The sequence below is a fragment of the Mycobacterium sp. TH-M82 genome (genome assembly GCF_057473605.1).
The window spans coordinates 1-2673 of record NZ_JBYCKY010000093.1 but is presented as its reverse complement, the minus strand read 5'-3'; the positions used below and the strand labels follow the sequence as shown (position 1 = coordinate 2673).

2 protein-coding genes are annotated in these 2673 nt (G+C 69.6%); both read right to left on the bottom strand.

Going from position 1 to position 2673, the window contains the following annotated elements:
* A partial coding sequence (locus tag AC2VON_RS02740) for a beta-ketoacyl synthase N-terminal-like domain-containing protein (RefSeq protein ID WP_486951563.1) occupies positions 1-1162 on the bottom strand: 1162 nt, incomplete at its 3' end.
* 8 nt (positions 1163-1170) lie between these two features.
* Positions 1171-2673 (bottom strand): AMP-binding protein (locus AC2VON_RS02735; protein WP_486951562.1); only part of this gene is annotated, 1503 nt, incomplete at its 5' end.

The window sequence follows — 2673 nt, the reverse complement described above, 5'->3', positions numbered from 1 at the left end:
GCGCCAGCAGGCCGTTCGAGCGGCCGTCGTGGTTGACCGCGCTGCCGGCGATCACGGCCAGGATCGCATCGCCGTCGCGGCGGGCGTCGTCGACGCGCTTGAGCACCAGCATGCCGCCGCCCTCGGCACGGGAGTAGCCGTCGGCGTCGGACGAGAACGACTTGATCCGCCCGTCGGCGGCCAGCACCCCGCCGACCTCGTCGAACCCGACCGTCACCAGCGGAGTGATCAGTGCGTTCACCCCGCCGACCAGCGCCACGTCGCACTCTCCGTGGCGCAGCGCCCGCACCCCCGAGTGCGCGGCGACCAGCGCCGACGAGCACGCGGTGTCCACCGCCACCGACGGGCCGCGGAAGTCGTAGAAGTACGACACCCGGTTGGCGACGATCGAACTCGCGTTACCGGTGATCGCGTATGGGTGCGAGACGCTCGGGTCCGACATGGCCAGGAACTGGTAGTCGGCGAGGGAGGTGCCGATGTAGACGCCGACGGACTCCCCGCGCAGGGCCGACGCCGGGATGCGGGCGTTCTCCAGCGCCTCCCAGGTCAGCTCGAGGGCCATTCGCTGCTGCGGGTCGATGTTGTCGGCCTCCAGCTTCGACAGCGCGAAGAACTCGGAGTCGAAGCCCTTGATGTCTTTCAGGTAGCCGCCGCGGGTGCGCGCAGAACTCACCCGCTCGGCGATCCGCGGTTCGTCCAGGAACTCCGACCAGCGGCCCTCCGGCAGGTCGGTGATCGCGTCGCGGCCCTCCAGCAGCGCCTGCCATGTTTGGTCCGGGGTATTCATGTCACCGGGGAACCGGGTGGCCAGCCCCACCACCGCGATGTCGGCGACGTCGGGATCCCGCGACCAGTCCTCGCCCTCGGCGTCATCGCAGGCCACCGGCTCGCCCTCGACGATCACCGTGGCCAGCGCCTCGATGGTGGGGTGGCGGAACGCGACCGTCGCCGACAATGTGACGCCGGTGAGGTCTTCGATGTCGGAGGCCATCGCCACCGCGTCGCGCGACGACAGACCCAGCTCGACCATCGGAACGCTCTCGTTGACGGCATCCGGCGCCTGGCCGGTGGCCTTGGCCACCCAGTTGCGCAGCCAGGACCGCATCTGCGCGACGGTCAGATCGGTTCGGCCCGCGGCACGGACCATGTCATCATCGGTCATTGTCACCCCTATCGGTCGGGGACGGAATCCGGGGACGGCTGCGAGGCACCGCTGCGCAGGTTGCCGTCGAGATAGGCGGTGCGGCAGGCCCGGTGGCCGACCTTGCCGCTGGACGTGCGGGGGATCGACCCGGCCGGCACCAGCAGCACGTCGCGCACGGTCACCCCGTGCCGTACCGCGATAGCCGCCCGGATGTCGTCGGCGATAGGCGCATGGTCCAGCTTGTGCGCGCCAGGAGCACGCTCGGCGACGATCACCAACTGCTCGGAGATGTCCTCCGGGTCGTATTTCAGGCCGGCGTGCGGGTTGTCGAACACCTCCGATGGCAACTGATTGGCGGGCACCGAGAAGGCGGCGACGTAGCCGGCGCGCAGCGCCCGGCTGGCCTCCTGCGCCGAGTACTCCAGGTCCTGCGGGTAGTGGTTGCGGCCGTCGACGATGACAAGGTCTTTGATCCGGCCGGTGATGTAGAGGTCGTCGTCGTAATAGGCGCCGTAGTCGCCGGTGCGTACCCACAGCGCGTCTTCCGCCGCGCCCTCGGCGTGTGAGGGCTGGATCCGCGACGTGAGGACGTTCTGGAAAGTCTGCGTGGTTTCGTCGGGGCGGTTCCAGTAGCCGGCGCCCATGTTGTCACCGTGCAGCCAGATCTCGCCGATCTGGCCGTCGGGCAGCTCGGCTCCGCTGTCGGGGTCGACGATGACCGCGCACTCGCCGACGCCGATCCGGCCCGCCGACACCTGGGTGACCGCACCCGGCGCATCCGGGGCGACCTCGACGAACCGCATCTGGTTGTTCAGCACCTCGCGGTCGACGTGGATGACCTTGGCGGCTTCGTCCAGCGGGGTGGTGGAGACGAACAGCGTCGCCTCGGCCAGCCCGTAGGACGGCTTGATCGCCTCCTTGCTCAGGCCGTACGGCGCGAACGCCTCGGTGAACCTGCGCAGCGATGCCGGCGAGACCGGCTCACTGCCGTTGATGATCGCGACGACGTTGGACAGATCCAGCGGTGGATCGCCCTCGCGGGGCAGGCCGCGCAGCGCGGCATGCTCGAAAGCGAAGTTCGGGGCCACCGAGTAGACCGCACCGGTGTCGTCGTCCCGGCGCGCCATCGCGCGTCTCCCGCGATGAGGCCGGCGCACGAAGGCCGCCGGGGTCACGAAAGTGAACTGCTGGCCCAGCAGCGGGCTCAGCATGATGGTGATCAGACCCATGTCGTGGAAGAACGGCAGCCAGGTGACGCCGCGGTCGCCTTCCCGGCCCTGCATCGCGTGGATCACCTGGACCACGTTGGTGGGCAGGTTGGTGTGGGTGATCTGCACGCCGGTCGGGGTGCGGGTGGAACCGGAGGTGTACTGCAGGTAGGCGACGGTGTCGGGGGAGACCTTGACCAGCTCCCAGGTGGAGCCGACCTCGGTGGGCACCGCGTCGACGGCGATCACCCGGGGCCGATCCTTGGCCGGGCGGGTACGGAAGAATTTGCGCACGCCCTCGGCGGCGTCGCTGGTGGTCAG